This is a genomic window from Faecalispora sporosphaeroides DSM 1294 (genome assembly GCA_000383295.1).
GTDB lineage: Bacteria > Bacillota > Clostridia > Oscillospirales > Acutalibacteraceae > Faecalispora > Faecalispora sporosphaeroides.
The window spans coordinates 114971-131753 of record KB911066.1 but is presented as its reverse complement, the minus strand read 5'-3'; the positions used below and the strand labels follow the sequence as shown (position 1 = coordinate 131753).

The window sequence follows — 16783 nt, the reverse complement described above, 5'->3', positions numbered from 1 at the left end:
ATTCATTTTATTTGCTGTTTCTTCCCCGCCCCTGGCAGGGGAAGAAACAAGGTGTATTGAATGAAATATTTTTCAGAACTGAGAGAGGGAGGTACCATGAAACGACGCTGCTGGCCTGCTCCGATTGCAACCGCCGCGCTCACATTGCTGCTGTTCTTCCTCTTTGACCTGTATCCTTTCAAAAATCAGACCCTGGCCTGGTGCGACATGAAGCAGCAGGTCATTCCCTTTTTGCTCGATTTTCAAAACATATTAAAGGGGAACGCCGATTTTCTCTTAAACATGCAGAATGCGGGCGGAATGAGCTTTTTGGGCGTTTTTTTCTTTTTTGTGTCGAGCCCGTTTACCTTTTTGGTACTGCTGGTTCCGGCGGAGCAGATGTATTTGTTTGTCAACATTCTCGTGCTGCTGAAAATGGCGTTGTGCTCGTTTACCGCGGCGCTCTTTTTCCGGCACCGGTTTTCCAATCTCAATTCCGTGCAGATTCTGGCGCTGTCGATCATGTATGCTTTTGGCGGGTACACGATGCTGTATTTTCAGAACATGGTATGGCTTGACGTCATGGCAATGTTTCCCCTTCTGATGATCGGGCTGGATCGGCTGATCCGCCAGCGCAAGCCGCTTTGCTACGCGCTGAGTCTGGCGGCGATCATGGTTTTGAATTTTTACCTGACCTATATGGTCGTTCTCTTTGTGGTTCTGGCATTCGGGATTTACCTGCGCCTGACGCAGAATAGACTGGAAGAAAGAAAACAATCGGTTCTTCTGCTGGGCATTTCTACGGTTTGCGCACTGCTGGCCACCGGCGCGGTCTGGCTGCCGTCGCTGTTTCAATATCTGTCATCGGCCCGCACCGTCGGCTTGATCGAGAGCATCTCCTCCGGCACACTATTGACCAGCTTTTACACCACGCTGCCTATTCTGCTTTGCAGCGCGGGCGTGTTTGCCGCCCTGGCGTTTCTGAACCCGCTCGAATGCTGGCGGGATCGCCACATGCGCAGCCTGTTGGTTTTGTGGGTGCTTCTGGTTGTGCCCCTGTTTATCGAGCCGATCAATAAAATGTGGCACACCGGCAGCTATCAGGCTTTCCCGGCAAGATACGGGTATATGACGGCTTTTCTCGGCCTGCTGTTTCTGGCCAAGGCAATCTCCGACCTGAATCGGGAGGAGGGGCGCTTTCTGCATCAGGATTGGCCGGGAATCGGTATCGGCATTTTCCTTTTGGGCTGCATGTCTTTGGTGGCATTTCTTTTGCTGTATTACCGCTACCGCGATTTGAGTATTTACACCAGAACCCTGTGGCTGAATGAAAACGCCGCGCTCTATTTTTTGCTGTTCACGGTGCTGGCCGTCCTTTGTTACTATTTGATTCTGTATTTATACCGGCATCAATATCTGACCAAACAATATTTCTCTTTGTTCCTTTTACTGCTGGCTTGCTGCGAATCCGTATTTTTCGGCAGCGTGTTTATCGGTTCGGCGGCAAACCCGGTATCTTTTTACAGCTCCGTGTTCGATTTAAAGGATAAAATAGACGACACGGATTTGTACCGGGTGAAAAACGTCCACAAGTATTTTGACGTGAACCTTCTGGGCGGAATCAATTACCCGACGCTCAATCACTACACCTCGCTGACGGACGAGGATTTTATGTTCACGATGAAGCGGATGGGGTATTCCTCCTACTGGATGGAGGTCAGCTCCCACGGCGGCACCGAACTGACGGATGCCCTGTGGGGAAACCGCTACACCATAAAGCGGGAATATGAAACGACCGACCGCGACCATATCCTCTATCAAAACGACCGCTACGCTCTTGTTAAAAACCAGGGGACGATGTCCTTTGGAACCGTCCTTCAGTCCGACAACATCAGTGAGCTGAAGAATCTGCCCGGCATGACCCGCCGCGGAATTCAGCAGTATCTTTTTACGAAAGTGTTCGGTTCACAGGAACCGTTGACGGAGGAGTATGAACCATCCTCCACAACGAACGTGTTTGTGTACGACACCGGCTCCCAGATGGAGCTGGTGCGTGAAAATTCCGAAAAGGACGGCGAGCTGGAATACCACGTTCTGGTGGAGGGAACGCAGACCTTGTATCTGGACTGCTTTGATCAGGTCACCAATCATCTGACGGAACCGGCCTATAAGAGTCTGCGCGTTTCCGTCAATGACGAAACAGTGGCGTATCAGTACCCAACCCAGCAGGAAAACGGACTTTTGAATCTCGGTACCTTCACCGATGAAACCGTAGATATCCGCGTTTCGGTTCTGCGCGATTTCCACGCAAAATCGTTCGGCGTGTTCGGTATGAATCTGGAAACACTCGCCGCCGCCGAGACTGCCGCGCCCAAGGTGCAGCTGGCGCAAAACGGGAACCACATTTCCGGAACTGTGCAGGGCTCGGGGAAAAATCCCTATTTGCTTCTGCCGCTCTCCTACCAGAAAGGGTATTCTGTTCAGGTCAATGCGGAGAAAACAGCCGAGGTGTACCAGGTGTTTGGTGATATGATCGCCATTCCTCTCGAGCAGGGAGAAAACAAGGTAACGGTTACGTTTGTGCCGCAGGGCCTGAGGCCCGGTATGCTTCTTTCGGTTTTGGGCATCTTTTCTCTGGTGGGCTTCTGGCTGTTCTTGAGAAAGGAAGGCTACCGCTGCCTGAGGCCGCTGGAGCCGCTGGCGCTGTGGGCCTACCGGATTTTATTCTGCGCCGTTCTGGCCGGGGTTTATGTATTCCCGCTTGTTATTTACGCATTCGGGTAGCAGGGAAGAGGGGTTTTTCAGCTTGATTTTTTGCATGGAATTTGCGAAAAGGGCCACGTGAAAACGCGTGGCCCTTTTTACACACCTGATCGATCACAAATCCTGACAACCGACTGTAATAAAATCAAGTAAAAATTATATTGGAATCCTCTCTAAACATTCTATGAAATATATAAAATCGGCATATCCGGCAGCTCTTTGAACAGCTTTTCCCGTAAAAAAGACTCGGTTTCTGCCCGTATCTCGTTTCGGTAAGAGTATTTGCCGCGTCCGCGCCCGGTCATCATTTCCCGGTCAAACAGCTTGACGCCATTGGGGAACGCATCGGTATTGATGGCGTTTTGAACAAAGCTGTAGGTCATCAGTATGATTTCTATGAAACCGTTTTGCTTTACCTTCGGGCTCAGTTCTTCCGCCAGCTGCCCGATCAGTTCTCCATACAGGCGCTTCCAGTCCGGTACCAGAATGATCGGCGCGATCAGCATTCCCACCGGATACCCCGCTTCCGCCATATCGTTCAGTGCGCGGATGCGCGCGCGTAGCGGCGATGTTCCCAGCTCTATGCGGCGGATGATCTCCTCCGGGTTGACGCTCATGCGAAATATGGTTTTTCCTCTGTGATCAAGGCTTAACAGCGGTTTTACCATATCGAATTTGGTGGGGAAGGTAAGGTGCCCACGGCCCTCGCGCGCAAACCGCTCGATGGTGTAAATCATATTCTCCGTAATGGTATTTTCCAGCACCAAATCGCTGTTGCTGCCGATTTCAAAGGTTTGCGGCGCGGGGGACTCGGCACCCTTTTTCAGAATTTTGTCCAGCATTTGCTCACGGTTCACAAACAGACGCAGATAGGCACATTTATTATAGTTGCATACCAGGTAGCAATACAGGCACATGGCTCTGCACCCCGAAGAGGTATACGGCACCAGCCAGTCGGAAACTTTATAATTCGGCACGTATTTATGTGTTTTTCTCACGCCGATGATCAGATGCTGTTTCAGCTTTGGAAACTCCCGGTTTTCCGAAGCAGTTAATTCCGGTATTCGGTTATGGCTCTCAATTTCGTTCCAGGGCAAACCGCTGTATTTGGCCCGGAGCATTTTTCCCAATTCGTAATCGAGTGCGGCCGGCTCGTAATAAACCGCATCAAAGCCCATATTCACGGTAAACGCCTCCTCTGCATTCAGTTTTCCCAAAACAGCGGATACTATAGCAATAAGGATTCTGTGCTGCATGTCGTTTTCAATCAAAACAGTCATGTGTCATTTTTTAGTTGAAATGGAACCACGCAAAAAGCACCTGAAGCTTCTTCAAAGAAGCTTCAGGTGCTTTTTTAAATCAGGATTTCTCCCGAATCAATTCAGTCCTGCGGTTCTCTCATCGCCTGTTCAATGGCGGTCAGAGTTTCGGGATAATCCGCAAAGGTAACCAGCAAAGATACTTCTTCTTCCGACGTGGTGATAATCCGCACATCGGTCGAAACGCGGGCAGCGGCGGCAAACACTGCGGCCGCAATACCGGGGGTATGCTTCATCCGCTGATCGCTCACGGTGATTTTGCTGTTGCCGCTGCTGACGATCATTTTGATTTCATGCCGTGCCTGCAGCTCGGAGGTGAATTGCAGCATTTTCCCCAAATCTTCATCCGCAATCGTAAACGAAAGAGAGGTGAAGGCCCCTTGTGTGGGGGAGAGGGAAATCATATCGACATTCACTCCCAGCGCCGCGATCTTCTCGAATATCTCCGACAAAAAGGAAATATTCGCCGAGCAGTTCTGCAAAGTGATCAGGGTAATTTCACTGGACGAAGCAATGGTCGCTCCTGGCATCATGATTCCTCCTTATGATCGGCCAGCAGGTCGCTCATGTTGTATAAACCCGCAGGCTTACCGATTAGGAACAGAGCGGCATTGATAGAGCCTGTTGCAAAAATCTCTTTGGACTGAGCCGAATGGGTGATGCTCAAAATCTCGTCGGGGCCGGCAAACAGAACCTCGTGTTCCCCAACAATGGTGCCGCCGCGAACGGAATGCAGACCGATTTCCGTTTTGCTTCTCTTCTTGCGCTGAGAATGCCGATCATACTCGTAATGGGGCTCTTCCTCCACTACGGAAGAGATTGCGTCCGCAATCATCAGTGCGGTGCCGCTGGGAGCGTCGACCTTCTGATTATGATGCTTTTCGATAATCTCCACATCGAACTGGCCCCACAGAACGGTTGCAGCCTTTTTCGCAAGCTCGATCAGCAGATTTACCCCAAGGGACATATTGCCGGAGTAAAAGATCGGGATGCTTTGGGCGGCTCTTTTGATTTGAGCCACCTGATCCTTTGAATAGCCCGTGGTGCAGATGACCAGGGGCATTTTACGGGAAAGCCCCAGCTCCAGCAGGGAAGAGAGAAGAGAGGGGTTGGAAAAATCAATCAGAACGTCCGCCTCGCAGCTGATCTCGGCTGGGGCAGAGAACACGGGAAATTCCTTCTCCACGCCGGTAAAAGCATCGATACCCGCAACCGTGATGCAGTTGGGGCGGTTCTTCAGCCCGGCGGCAATCTGATTGCCCATTTTTCCATTGCACCCGCTTATGACAAATCTAGTCATTTTATCATTCCATTCTTAAATTAATACATTTCCAAAGGAATCCAATTCCATTTGCAATTCCCTTGCTGCCGCGGGGCGGCAGACAGCGGCACGGGCCGCCGCGAAAGCCATGTTATACCGAGTCTCAAAAAACAAAAGATGTTTTTGTCACCGCCGTCGGCATTACAAGGCGCTTTTGTCTTTTATTTTAGAAATCGGTATTCTCCGACCGGTCGATTTCAAAGTCAGATCAGCCCGTGCTTCTTCATGATGGAAACCACCTTTTCGCGGTTTGCGTCACTCATGGCCACAAGGGGCAGACGGCATTCGCCGCTTTCAAAGCCGATTAAATTAACCGCTTCCTTCACCGGAATGGGATTCACATCAATAAACATGGCGTTCATCAGGTCAAGATATTCCAGAGAAAGCGCGCGGCTCTTCGCAATATCACCGTCAAAGAAGCTTTGGCAGATATTGTGCATCAAAGCGGGGCAGATGTTCGCAACCACCGAGATGATTCCCTTGCCGCCAAGAGAGAGGATCGGCAGGGTCTGGTCATCGTTGCCGGAATAGATGTGCAGGTTATCTCCGCACAGGGCGGCCGTCTGCGCAATGGCGGAAATATCCCCGTTTGCTTCCTTTATCGCCACAATATTGGGGTGCTTGGAAAGCTCCAGGTAGGTGGTGGGCTGAATGCAGCAGCCGGTGCGGGAGGGGACATTATACAGAATGATCGGCAAATCGGTTGCGTCCGCAATATGGGTAAAATGCTGAATCAGCCCCGCCTGAGAGGTCTTGTTGTAATAAGGGGTCACACTCAGCTGAGCGTCCGCGCCGTAGCGCTTGGCTTCCAAAGCCAGCTCGATGGCGTAAGCCGTGTCGTTGCTGCCGGTACCGGCAATCACGGGAACGCGGTGATTGACCTTCTTGATCGAGTATTCCAAAACACCGCAGTGCTCTTCATGCGACAACGTGGCGGATTCCCCCGTGGTTCCGCAGGCGATGATCGCGTCGGTTCCGTTTTCAATCTGAAAATCGATCAGGCGGCCCAGCATCTCATAGTTGACGGAGCCGTCTTGATTCATAGGAGTTACAATCGCAACACCGGAGCCAAGAAAAGGTGCCTTTTTCATAGTAGCAACCTCCTGTTATACAAATAATAATATAATAAATAATAATCTGAAATCGAATAAAAAATGCTTAGTCCATATATCCCTGCGCACAGAGCAGCTCGCCCAGCAGAACAGCGCCGCCGGCGGCTCCGCGCAGGGTGTTGTGGGACAGGCAGACAAATTTGATATCGTACTGGGTGTCGGGACGCAAACGGCCGACGGATACCGCCATGCCGCCTTCCAGATTTCTGTCCAGCTTTGTCTGCGGACGGTCGTTTTCTTCAAAGTAATGAATAAACTGCTTGGGGGCGCTGGGCAGCTGGAGCTGCTGGGGCACACCGGCAAAGTTCTTCCAGCGGTTCAGAATCTCTTCGATTTCGGGCTTCTTTTCAAAGGAAGCAAACACAGCCGCAATGTGGCCGTCGGTTACCGGCACTCGGATGCATTGGGCGGTGATCAAAGGGGAAGTGGCGTTGACAATCTTGTCGCCCTCAATGTGGCCCCAGATCTTCATGGGCTCCTGCTCGGATTTTTCTTCCTCGCCGCCGATATAGGGGATCACGTTGTCGATCATTTCGGGCCAGGATTCAAAATTCTTACCCGCTCCGGAAATTGCCTGGTAGGTGCAAGCCAGAACCTTTGTAACGCCGAAGTCCAGCAAAGGATGCAGAGCCGGCACGTAGCTTTGCAGGGAGCAGTTGGATTTTACCGCGATAAAGCCGCGCTTTGTTCCAAGGCGCTTTCTCTGCGCCGCAATGATTTCGGTATGCTCGGGGTTGAGCTCCGGAACAACCATGGGAACATCGGGGGTGCCGCGATGCGCGCTGTTGTTTGAAACAACCGGGCATTCCGCCTTGGCATAGGCTTCTTCCAGCGCTTTGATTTCTTCTTTCTTCATGTCTACCGCACAGAATACGAAATCGACCATAGAGGCGATTTTCTCCACATCCGTATCGGCATTGAGTACAATCATATCGGCCATCTTCTCAGGAATGGGAGAAGACATCAGCCAGCGTTTGCCTACGGCCTCGCGGTATGTTTTCCCCGCGGAACGGGCACTCGCCGCCAACACGGTTACCTGGAACCACGGATGGTTTTCCAACAATGTGGCAAAGCGCTGGCCCACCATTCCTGTTGCTCCAATAATGCCAACCTTATACTGTTTCATGAGATGTTCCTCCTAATGTAAGAAAATGGAATAAGAAATAAAAAAACCGGTTGAAAACCGGTCATCAATCCAATATAATAAAAAGCACTCCAGATGCAGGATTCCTGCTGATACTCTGTGATAGCTCTCCACCATACTCTCATGATGACAGTCATGCCGCTGTTCGCAGACACAACCAGGCAAATGCCTGCCGTGGCATTCCCTTCGGCGACTTTCCCTTTCACAGGCTCTCGTCGGTTTTGGCAACCTACATCCCGCTACTTTTGAAAGACGCGCCTCTATCTTCTTATTTTTATCTTGCTTTATCATAGCACGGGTTGCCATTGGTTGTCAATTTATTTATAATAGAATTCAAAAATAATCCGAAGCAGATTTAGGAGAGAAAGAATGGAAAGCACTTTAAACACAAAAGATTTTGATTTCGACCTGCCCGAGGAGCTGATTGCGCAAACTCCCATTGAGCCGCGAGACGCTTCCCGGCTTTTGATTTTGGATAAGAAAAGCGGTGAGATTCAGCACCGGCATTTTTATGACGTGATCGATTACCTGTACCCCGGCGACTGCCTGATCCTGAACGATTCACGCGTTCTCCCCGCCAGAATATACGGCATCAAAGAGGGAACGGGAGCGAGGGTGGAGTTTTTGCTTCTGGCCGCGAAAGGAGACGACGTTTGGGAGGTGCTGGCCGGCCCCGGCAAGCGGGCCAAGCCCGGAAACCGCTTTTCCTTCGGCGACGGACTCATGACTGCCGAAGTACTGGAAATCATAGAGGGGGGAAACCGTCTGGTCAAATTCTTTTATCAGGGAAATATCTACTCCGTTCTCGACCAGATCGGCCAGATGCCGCTGCCGCCTTACATTAAAAAGAAGCTTGAGGACAAGGAACGCTACCAGACCGTTTATTCCCGCGAGGTCGGCTCCGCCGCCGCTCCCACCGCCGGGCTCCATTTTACCAAAGAGCTTCTGGAGAAAATCCGCGAAAAGGGAATCAAAATCGGGTATGTGACGCTTCACGTCGGGCTTGGTACCTTCCGGCCCGTCAGCGTGGACAAGATCACGGATCACAAAATGCACTCGGAGCATTACTGGCTGCCGCAGGAAACCGCCGATTTGATCAACGAGACGAAGAAGAACGGCGGCAGAGTCATTTCCGTCGGCACCACCAGCTGCCGCACGCTCGAATCCGTTGCCAAAAAAGAAGGCTGCATCAAAGAAAGCGGCGGCTTTACGGATATTTTCATCTACCCTGGATTTGAGTTTCAAGTGCTGGACGGCCTGATCACGAACTTTCACCTGCCCGAAAGCACCCTGATCATGCTGGTATCCGCTTTGGCAGGCCGGGAGCACATTCTGAACGCGTACCGGGTTGCCGTGCAGGCAAAATACCGCTTTTTCAGCTTTGGCGACGCCATGCTGATACAATAACAAATTGGCAAGGCAAAAATCTGGTATTCCGTAAGCACCGGCGGCGCAATGCTCATTTTTAGATTGCGCCACTCTGTCTCGTTTGCGTGGGCGATGCCATACCGATTCGGTGCAGAGCCGAAAAATAAGAGAGAAAAGGAAACACGAAAAATGCTGAAAATACAAACCACACAGGGACGAGCCCGACGCGGTTCGTTTGAAACCGTACACGGTACGGTTCAGACCCCGGCCTTTATGAACGTCGCGACCGCCGGGGCAATCAAGGGCGCCGTTTCCGCTCTGGACTTAAAGGAGCTGAAATGCCAGGTACAGCTATGCAACACCTATCACCTGCATCTGCGCCCGGGGGATGAAAGCGTTTATCAGCTGGGCGGGCTGCACCGCTTTACCCGCTGGGATGGCCCGATTCTGACGGACAGCGGCGGCTTTCAGGTGTTCTCCCTCGCGAAGCTGCGCAACATTCGGGAAGAAGGCGTAACGTTCTCCTCCCACATCGACGGGCACAAAATCTTCATGGGGCCGGAGGAGAGCATGCGGATTCAGTCCCACCTGGCTTCGACCATCGCAATGGCGTTTGACGAATGCGTGGAAAATCCTGCCGAATACGCGTATGCCAAACAGTCCTGCGCGCGCACCACCCGCTGGCTGCACCGTTGCAAGGCTGAAATGGATCGTCTGAACACCCTGCCGGACACCATCAACCCGCACCAGATGCTGTGGGGGATCAACCAGGGCAGCACATATGAGGAGCTGCGCGTCGAGCACATGAAGCAGATCCGCGAGCTGGATCTGCCGGGCTATGCCATCGGCGGCCTGGCGGTAGGGGAAAGCGCGGAAGAAATGTACCGGATCATTGAAATCGTCGAGCCGGAAATGCCCGCGGACAAGCCCCGCTACCTGATGGGGGTCGGCACCCCCGACAACATTCTGGAGTCTGTTCGCCGCGGCGTCGATTTCTTCGACTGCGTCATGCCCACCCGAAATGCGCGCCATGCCCACCTGTTCACCTGGCAGGGGAGAAGAAATCTGCTCAACGCCAGGTATGCGCTGGACGATTCACCGCTGGATTCCGAGTGCGACTGCCCGGTGTGCCGCAGCTTCAGCCGCGCTTATCTGCACCACCTGTTCAAGGCCGGCGAGATGCTGGCAATGCGTCTGGCTGTCATGCACAACATCTATTTTTACAATACGCTGATGGAGAAAATTCGCCACTCTTTGGAGCAGGGGAGCTTCGACACATTTTATCTGGAAAACGTTGAAAAACTTGGACAAAGAATCTAATTTCGCTTGCATGATTTCCCATTTATTGATATAATCAAAATTACTAATATGGAGGTGCTGTTTTCTTATGAATCATTTATTACCTTTGGCGGCAACCGCGGCTGCGTCTTCCGGGAATTCCATCTGGAGCATTATTGTTATTTACGCACTGCTGTTCGGTGCGTTGTATTTCTTTATGATCCGCCCGCAGCAGAAGAAGAAGAAGGCGGAGGAGGCCCTGCGCAAAAACGTTCAGGTCGGCGACGAAATTACGACAATCGGCGGCATTGTCGGGCGCATTGTGGCCATTAAGGACGAGAGCGATAGCTTTGTGCTGGAAACCGGAATCGACCGCACCAAAATCATTGTCAAGCGCTGGGCGCTGGGCAAGATCAACACCGTTCATGAGGATGACAAATAAACAATCCTCCGCCGGCTGAAGAAAAACTAGTATATTTTACCCCTCCTGCGAATATCTATGAAATGTAGAGAACATGCAGGAGGGGTATTTTATTATGAAAAGACCAAAAAGAGTGAAATCCAATAGAGAGCGTTCCCAAAATCCCGTTTGGAAAATACTTCGTCCGATTGTGTTCGGCACTCTGGCCGGGGCGGCAATATGCACCGCTCTGCTGCTGGTGCTTTCTCTGGTTCTGGTTGCCGCAAAGCAGCTGCCGCAAAGCCTGATTCAGCCGATCACCGTGCTGATCGCCGCTCTGGGCGCATTTTTTGCCGGGTATACAGCCGCGCGCATGTCCGGTGAACGCGGGATGCTGTACGGCGCCGGCTCGGCTCTTTTGCTGTTTGGGCTGCTGTTTTTGGCGGGACTCGCCGTTTCGGGAGAAAGCATTTCGGCCTTCATGCTCACAAAGGGCCTGATCATGGTGCTCACAGGCGCCATCGCCGGTATTTTGTCGGTAAACAAAAAATCCAGGCGAAAATAGGCTTTTCAAGTTTCCATTCTTGTGCTATAATATTGGCATTAAAATTTGTGAAATGGGGATTTTGAAATGAAACAGATCAAAACTTTGAATAAAGCCAACCTGAAAGAGAGCGCTGTTAAGGGCGGCTGCGGCGAGTGCCAGGCCTCCTGCCAGTCTGCCTGCAAAACCTCCTGCACCGTGGCAAACCAGAAGTGTGAGAACGCGCAGAGAGCGTAACTTCTGACTGAGACTGCGGCCGGATAAGATTAAATGATGGAAGGGACAGGATTCTGTCCCTTCCATTTTGTGCGGATGGAGAAAGAGATATGATACACAAATATTACCTGAACGGATATTACATTGTCCTCGATACCAACAGCGGAGCGGTTCACGTGTTTGACGAGCTGCCCTACCTCATGCTGGATTTCTTTACGGACAGTGTGCCGGAACAGCAGCCGGAGGAAATCAAGAAAAAACTCCTCGGGAGGTTTTCGGAGTCCGAAATTGACGAAGCCTATGGGGAGCTGCTCGAGCTGTATCGCTCCGGCCTGCTGTACTCCGGGGATGAGTACGAGCAGTTCTGCGACATGCTGCGGGACGCCCCGGTCAAATCCATGTGCCTGAACGTAGCGCACGACTGCAACCTGCGCTGCGAATACTGCTTTGCGGCCAAGGGTGATTTCGGCCGCGGACGGATGCTGATGCCCTTTGAGGTCGGCAAGCGCGCAATCGATTTTCTGATCGAGCAGTCCGAGGGGCGCCACAATCTGGAGCTGGATTTCTTCGGCGGCGAGCCGCTGATGAATTTTGAGGTTGTGAAGAAGGTGGTGGACTACGCCCGCAGCATTGAAAAGCAGCACAACAAAAACTTCCGCTTTACGATCACGACAAACGGCCTGCTGCTGACAGACGATAAAATCGAATATATCAACCGCGAGATGTCCAACGTGGTTCTCTCTCTGGACGGCCGCAGGGAGATCAACGATCTGCTGCGTGTGCGCACGGATGGGCGCGGCAGCTACGACCGCATCGTCCCGAATTATCAGAAGCTGGTTTCTACCCGCGGCGACAAGGATTATTATGTGCGCGGCACGTTTACCACCCACAACCTCGATTTTTCAAAAGACGTGCTGCACATGGCGGAGCTGGGGTTCGATCAGCTTTCCATCGAGCCGGTGGTGTCAGACGAAAAACTGGAGTACTCCCTGAAAGAAAAGGATCTGCCCAGTGTGTTCGAGGAATACGACCGTCTGGCAAATCTCCTCATTCAGCGCAGGAAAGAGGGGAAAGGCTTTAATTTCTTCCACTTTATGCTCGACCTTGACCAGGGCCCCTGCGCGATCAAGCGGCTGCGCGGCTGCGGCTGCGGCAACGAATACGTCGCGGTCACTCCGGAGGGAGATATTTTCCCGTGTCATCAGTTCGTCGGGGACGACGAGTGGAAGATGGGGAATATTCTGCAAGGAACCTTCGACCATTCGATGAAAGAAAGGTTTGCCCAATATAATATTTACAGCAAAAAGGATTGCCGAAACTGCTGGGCCAAGTTCTACTGCAGCGGAGGATGCAACGCCAACAGCTGGCAGTATGAAGGAGATATTTTGAAACCTCATACGATCTCCTGTAAGCTGGAGAAAAAACGTCTGGAATGCGCCATTATGATAAAGGCCGCTCTGGCAGATACCGAGTAAGCCGGGGCATTTTCTCCATCGTGTCCGTTTGTGTGAGCCTGCCCGAAAACGTGATATGGAATTCCCATTATGCACACGCTCGCTGGTAATCCTCAGGCGTGTGCATAATTATGCGTTTATATTCTCTCGATCAAGTTTACATAATATTTTAGAGGGTTACATAATTCAAACGTATATTTTTCTGCATACTGTATAAATTTTACATTTCCCCCTGATTCTGCTTGCTTTGAGGAGGGAAAAGTATTATAGTATATTATATTTCATATTGTAAAAGTGGGGGTCAAAATCCAAAACTGGCTCAATTTGGCAGAAAAATGGTGGGTTTTGATGTTGATATTACTGTGTAAAGGAATGGGAATGGTATGGTAGTAGGATTTGTCGGGGCCGGTAATATGGCCGGCGCAATTATGAATGGAATCCTTCGCGCGGGGATTCACCCGGCGCAGGACATGATCGTATTTGACATCAGTGAAGAAAAGCGTTCCGAATTTCAGCAAAAGGGACTGCGGGCCGCCGCATCCGTTTCTGAAGTCGTGAAGGACGCCGACATTGTTTTTCTCGCTGTAAAGCCGCAGAATTTTGCGGAGGTATTGGAAGACGCGAAAAAAACGGTGACGGAGCAGACTCGCTTTGTCACTATTGCGGCCGGAATTTCGATCCGTTATATCACCTCCACGCTGGGCTGCGACTGCCCTGTGATCCGTGCGATGCCGAACACCCCTCTGCTCGTTGGCAAGGGCGCTACCGCGCTGTGCCGTTCTGAGAAGGTGTCGGATGAGGATTTTGCGTTTGTGCGTTCCATTTTTGAAGCCTGCGGCACGGTGGAAATCCTGCGGGAGGATCAGATCAATGTGGCGACCTCCCTCAACGGCAGCGGCCCGGCTTACGTGTATCTGTTTGCAAAAGCGGCGGCGGAGAGCGCAGACCGTCAGGGAATCCCCGCGGACGCGGCTCTGCGTCTGTTCAGTCAGACTTTGATCGGCAGCGCCGAAATGCTTCTGCACTCCGGCCATACGCCCGACGAGCTGATCAAAATGGTATCCTCTCCGGGCGGTACAACCCTCAAAGCGCTGGACGTATTTTACAGCAGAGGCTTTGAGTCGATCATCGACGAAGCGATGCTGGCCTGCACGCAGCGGGCGGAGGAGCTCGGGAAATAAGCGCTCCCGGGCCCGCTGATTAAAACGGTGTATTTTACTCCATAATGAAAATAGTGTTTTGCCCATAGATTCATATTACGCCTTTTCGAGTCATACAATTCAGTAGGCAACCGCCCTCAGGAGGATCTGTATGAGTAGAAAAGGGACAAGAATCATACCTCTGTATTACCGTTCACAAAAGAAATCGCGGCCTGTTCATGAATCGCGGTTTCATCTGTTTGATTGGAAGAGCATGTTTCAGGTGGTTTCGGAACATCCCCTGCTGACCGTGCTGGCGCTTCTGCTTTTGGTTGGAACCGTATTCGGCGCGCTGTTTGCCAGAGGGGCCGACGACTCCGTTCTGCAAAAGCTGGATTTGCTGTTCGCCAGCGACGTGAAAGCCCGGGCCGTGCAATCCTCCGGCTCAGTGTTTGTGGCGTCGCTCGGTTCTTCTTTTTTCTTTGTTGCGGTTTGTTTTTTGTTGGGAATGTCTTTGTGGGGGGCTTTTGTTCTCCCGCTGGTTCCGTTGTTTCGGGGATTCGGCTTTGGTCTGGCCTCCGGTTACCTGTATGCGGCATATGGGTTTCAGGGAGTTTTATTCAATGCGGTGGTAGTTTTGCCGGGCGCCTTTTTATCGATGATCGCCATTCTTCTTGCGGCGAAGGAAGGCATGCTGTTTTCGAAAAAGACCCTGTTGGAAGCGTTAAGACGAGAGCAAAGCAAAACGCTTTCTTTAAAGGAATATGCGGTTCAATTTGGCTCCATCCTGATTCTTTCTGCTGCTGCGGCTGCAATCGATCTGATTACAACCGTATGTTTTACCGGCGCGTTTTCCTTCTCATACTAATTCCCCAAACGACGGGCGAACAGGATTTTTCCCGTCTGCGGCGGGAAGATTCTTACCGTAAGTGAGCGATTGGTATGAGCCCAAAAGCCAAATAGGGGGGTACAATTGAGATGAAAGAATGTTGTTCCGACTACCGGGACTATCTGCGGTTTCAAAAATCGGTTTCTCAGAATACTCTGGATTCCTATACCAGAGATGTAGAGCATTTTTTAGAATATGTAGAACAGCAGAATCTTCGGGGGCCGGAACAGGTAACCGAGGCTATTATGGAGGATTACGTCAAAGCGCTGAACAGCCGCCAGTGCTCCATATCGACTGTAACGCGCAACATGGCCTCCATCCGCGGGTTCTACCAGTTCCTGATTCTGACGGGAAAAGCGTCCGATAATCCCGCCAAAAACATACGGCTGGAAAAGGTTCAGAAAAAGCCGCCTCAGATTCTGAGCAGCGAAGAAATTGAGCTTTTATTTGCACAGCCCGATATTTCAGAGCCGAAGGGCTGCCGCGATAAGGCGATGCTGGAGCTGCTGTACGCCACCGGCATCCGCGTGTCTGAGCTGGTGGACCTGAATGTGACCGATATCAATCTGCATACGGCGATGCTTTGCTGCGGGGGGCACGGAAAAAGCGAGCGCATGATTCCGATTTATTCCAAGGCGATCGCCGCTGTCTCCGATTATTTGTTCCGCGTCAGGAGCATCATGATCCGCGCGGACGCGGGACAGGCTTTGTTCACCAATCTGAACGGCAGGCGACTGACCCGGCAGGGCTTCTGGAAGATCATCAAGGGCTACGCCGAGCAGGCCAAAATCACAAAAGAGATTACCCCGCACACGCTGCGGCACTCGTTTGCGCTGCATCTGCTGGAAAACGGCGCAAGCCTCAAGGATATTCAGCTGATGCTGGGACATGCGGATATTTCTTCCACACAGGTTTATGTTCAGCTGATGAACGACCATTTTAAAGAGGTATACAACCATTGCCACCCCAAGGCCAAGCTGGGGGTAAGCTAGAACGAACCCGCTGGGTGGGGAACACAAAAGGAGTGACTCTGTTTGTCAGGATTTTCTCTGTTCGGTGGCTACCAGAAGCCGGGGCCTGGAGTAAACAAAGACGCACCGCAAAAGCCGCCGGTTCAAAGATTTTTTGAAGTGCTGTTCCGCAAATTTTTTGATCTGGTAAAGCTGAATCTGCTGTTCCTGATTCCGTTTGCGGTCGCGGCGATCCTTTCTTATCTGGTGGGCCGCATTACCGGGCAGTCGTTTTTGTGGAATCTGCCGTTCGTTTTGCTCAGCCCCTTTTTGGCGGGTCTGACGTTTGTCACCCGCAACTACGCAAGGGAAGAGCACGCGTTTATCGCGTCTGATTTTAAAGACGCGGTTTTGCTCAACTGGAAGCAGTTTTCAATCCACGGCATCATCTGTTGATGATCGTAACCTTTGATCTGAGCCTGAAGCAGATTTATAAAAATGCGTTCATTTTCGCCATTGTCGGCCTGTGGCGCAATATTTTGCTGACGGCGATTTTCGGCGCGATTTTGTTCCTCAACTATTTCCTGTATTATTTGAATCCGCCTGTGGTTCTTCTGATCAACGGGCTTCTGGTTCTGTTTTTTGCATTTTCCTTCTCTTTCTTTTTAATTCACTTTGCCGTTTACCCGTTGATTGAAAAGCTGATGATTCACCCGGTGCTGGAGCCGGCGCAAACGGAGCCGGCGCAAACGGAGCCGGCTGAAAGTGGGGAAGAGAGCGCGCAGGCGGAAGGGGAAGAAGAAAAAAAATCTGAGCCCGAATATGTGTTTTATCAGGGAAAACTGGTGAAGAAAAGCACTCTGCAAAAAGACGAGGATTCTATTTTTCAAGACAGAAGCTGACCGAA

The 16783-nt window shown here is 51.4% G+C and carries 17 protein-coding genes and 1 riboswitch; of the genes, 12 read left to right on the top strand and 5 right to left on the bottom strand.

Annotation, left to right across the window (positions count from 1 at the left end; all coding sequences use genetic code 11):
- The first annotated feature begins 96 nt into the window (after nt 1-96).
- Nucleotides 97-2763, top strand: coding sequence for a YfhO family protein (locus G340_RS0100720; RefSeq protein ID WP_020071732.1), 2667 nt, complete (start codon nt 97-99; stop codon nt 2761-2763).
- Between the two features lie 161 nt (nt 2764-2924).
- Here G340_RS0100720 and G340_RS0100715 read toward each other — a convergent pair whose 3' ends face one another.
- The 5 genes from G340_RS0100715 to asd all read right to left on the bottom strand — a co-directional run bounded on the left by G340_RS0100715 (nt 2925) and on the right by asd (nt 7620).
- Nucleotides 2925-3920: an SPL family radical SAM protein gene (locus tag G340_RS0100715; protein WP_027103799.1), complete on the bottom strand. Its 996-nt coding sequence runs from the start codon at nt 3918-3920 to the stop codon at nt 2925-2927.
- 203 nt (nt 3921-4123) lie between these two features.
- Nucleotides 4124-4591, bottom strand: coding sequence for an ACT domain-containing protein (locus G340_RS0100710; RefSeq protein WP_020071730.1), 468 nt, complete (start codon nt 4589-4591; stop codon nt 4124-4126).
- Entirely contained in the window at nt 4591-5361 is a 771-nt protein-coding gene (gene dapB, locus G340_RS0100705) for a 4-hydroxy-tetrahydrodipicolinate reductase (RefSeq protein WP_027103797.1), read from the bottom strand. Before dapB ends, G340_RS0100710 begins: the two co-directional genes overlap by 1 nt.
- 224 nt (nt 5362-5585) lie before the next feature.
- Nucleotides 5586-6473 carry a 4-hydroxy-tetrahydrodipicolinate synthase gene (dapA, locus tag G340_RS0100700; protein ID WP_020071728.1) on the bottom strand — a complete coding sequence of 296 codons (888 nt, stop codon included), beginning with the start codon at nt 6471-6473 and terminating at the stop codon, nt 5586-5588.
- A gap of 67 nt (nt 6474-6540) precedes the next feature.
- Nucleotides 6541-7620: an aspartate-semialdehyde dehydrogenase gene (gene asd, locus G340_RS0100695; RefSeq protein ID WP_020071727.1), complete on the bottom strand. Its 1080-nt coding sequence runs from the start codon at nt 7618-7620 to the stop codon at nt 6541-6543.
- 113 nt (nt 7621-7733) lie between these two features.
- Nucleotides 7734-7909, bottom strand: a riboswitch (Lysine riboswitch).
- Between the two features lie 98 nt (nt 7910-8007).
- Here asd and queA point away from each other — a divergent pair.
- The 11 genes from queA to G340_RS0100640 all read left to right on the top strand — a co-directional run bounded on the left by queA (nt 8008) and on the right by G340_RS0100640 (nt 16778).
- On the top strand, nt 8008-9045 hold the full coding sequence (queA, locus tag G340_RS0100690) for a tRNA preQ1(34) S-adenosylmethionine ribosyltransferase-isomerase QueA (RefSeq protein ID WP_020071726.1): 1038 nt from the start codon (nt 8008-8010) through the stop codon (nt 9043-9045).
- A 150-nt stretch (nt 9046-9195) separates the two neighbouring features.
- On the top strand, nt 9196-10326 hold the full coding sequence (gene tgt / locus G340_RS0100685; protein ID WP_020071725.1) for a tRNA guanosine(34) transglycosylase Tgt: 1131 nt from the start codon (nt 9196-9198) through the stop codon (nt 10324-10326).
- Nucleotides 10327-10393: 67 nt separating this feature from the next.
- Nucleotides 10394-10726, top strand: a complete 333-nt coding sequence (gene yajC, locus G340_RS0100680) for a preprotein translocase subunit YajC (protein WP_027103796.1) — start codon at nt 10394-10396, stop codon at nt 10724-10726.
- Nucleotides 10727-10820: 94 nt separating this feature from the next.
- Entirely contained in the window at nt 10821-11249 is a 429-nt protein-coding gene (locus G340_RS0100675) for a TIGR04086 family membrane protein (protein ID WP_020071723.1), read from the top strand.
- Between the two features lie 66 nt (nt 11250-11315).
- Nucleotides 11316-11465: a six-cysteine ranthipeptide SCIFF gene (scfA, locus tag G340_RS17345; protein WP_009063491.1), complete on the top strand. Its 150-nt coding sequence runs from the start codon at nt 11316-11318 to the stop codon at nt 11463-11465.
- 89 nt (nt 11466-11554) lie between these two features.
- Nucleotides 11555-12919, top strand: a complete 1365-nt coding sequence (gene scfB / locus G340_RS0100665; RefSeq protein WP_020071722.1) for a thioether cross-link-forming SCIFF peptide maturase — start codon at nt 11555-11557, stop codon at nt 12917-12919.
- 362 nt (nt 12920-13281) lie between these two features.
- A complete protein-coding gene (gene proC, locus G340_RS0100660; protein WP_020071721.1) occupies nt 13282-14079 on the top strand; it encodes a pyrroline-5-carboxylate reductase in 798 nt (265 codons plus the stop codon).
- Nucleotides 14080-14209: 130 nt separating this feature from the next.
- Nucleotides 14210-14905 (top strand): stage II sporulation protein M, encoded by a 696-nt coding sequence (locus G340_RS0100655; RefSeq protein WP_033402117.1) that lies wholly within the window; start codon nt 14210-14212, stop codon nt 14903-14905.
- A 110-nt stretch (nt 14906-15015) separates the two neighbouring features.
- Nucleotides 15016-15918, top strand: coding sequence for a site-specific tyrosine recombinase XerD (gene xerD / locus G340_RS0100650; protein WP_020071719.1), 903 nt, complete (start codon nt 15016-15018; stop codon nt 15916-15918).
- Nucleotides 15919-15960: 42 nt separating this feature from the next.
- Nucleotides 15961-16332: a hypothetical protein gene (locus tag G340_RS0100645; protein ID WP_027103795.1), complete on the top strand. Its 372-nt coding sequence runs from the start codon at nt 15961-15963 to the stop codon at nt 16330-16332.
- Nucleotides 16329-16778 carry a hypothetical protein gene (locus tag G340_RS0100640; RefSeq protein ID WP_154653055.1) on the top strand — a complete coding sequence of 150 codons (450 nt, stop codon included), beginning with the start codon at nt 16329-16331 and terminating at the stop codon, nt 16776-16778. Before G340_RS0100645 ends, G340_RS0100640 begins: the two co-directional genes overlap by 4 nt.
- Nucleotides 16779-16783: the final 5 nt, after the last annotated feature.